At 35.4% G+C, this 322-nt stretch carries 1 protein-coding gene; it reads right to left on the minus strand.

Translation table 11 applies throughout. From position 1 onward, the window contains the following. A partial coding sequence (locus tag B5P40_RS33640; protein WP_258402174.1) for an RNA-guided endonuclease TnpB family protein occupies positions 1-322 on the minus strand: 322 nt, incomplete at both ends.

A 322-nucleotide genomic window follows, 5' to 3' on the forward strand; every position in this document is an offset into this window, starting at 1 on the left:
CTTATCGCTTCATTCTTTAGATTGATACTTGCGTTAATATCCCTATCATGGTGTGTACGACAAGAAGGGCAGTCCCATTTACGTAGGTTTAGATTTTTAACGTCTTTGTTTTGATATCCACAACAAGAACATAATTGGCTGGAAGCAAATGTTTTCGATACGACAATGACTTGTTTGCCATACCATTTTGCTTTGTATTCTAACATGGATCGAAATTGCGACCATGATACTTCACTAATGGCTTTTGCTAACTTATGATTCTTTAACATATTCGATACTTGCAAATCCTCTATACCGATAACATCGTGGTTTTTGATGATTT

Origin of the sequence: Bacillus sp. SRB_8 (genome assembly GCF_003264205.1) — a bacterium.
Taxonomy (GTDB): domain Bacteria; phylum Bacillota; class Bacilli; order Bacillales; family Bacillaceae_G; genus Bacillus_A; species Bacillus_A mycoides.